We start from the raw sequence: 261 nt of genomic DNA, 5'->3' as shown, positions 1-261 counted from the left end.
AGGCAAGATAGAGCAAACTTCTATGTCTACAATAAGGAAGACAGAGAAGATGAGGCAGACTGCTTGTTTAGCACTAAAGAGGCGCGAGCAAAGATGCAAAAATCTCTCACCTCAGGTAGCATACCGCAGTATGCTAAGAAAATAGTAGTAGATGACAATCCTCTTCTTTACGTAGATGTCTATCATGACCACATCGATGTAAAAATCCTTGAATCAAACTACTATGAACCAGCCAAAAGCACTATTCGATAAGTTAATGAA

The 261-nt window shown here is 39.1% G+C and carries 1 protein-coding gene; it reads left to right on the top strand.

Annotation, left to right across the window (positions count from 1 at the left end):
• Nucleotides 1–252, top strand: a 252-nt coding sequence (locus AAEZ03_RS27895) for a hypothetical protein (RefSeq protein WP_350583158.1), incomplete at its 5' end; no start/stop codon positions are given.
• Nucleotides 253–261 lie beyond the last annotated feature (9 nt).

The organism is Pseudomonas sp. HY2-MNA-CIBAN-0224 (genome assembly GCF_040310285.1).
Taxonomy (GTDB): domain Bacteria; phylum Pseudomonadota; class Gammaproteobacteria; order Pseudomonadales; family Pseudomonadaceae; genus Aquipseudomonas; species Aquipseudomonas helleri.
The sequence above is the reverse complement of the archived record's forward strand: the minus strand, read 5'-3'. Positions and strand labels throughout refer to the sequence as shown.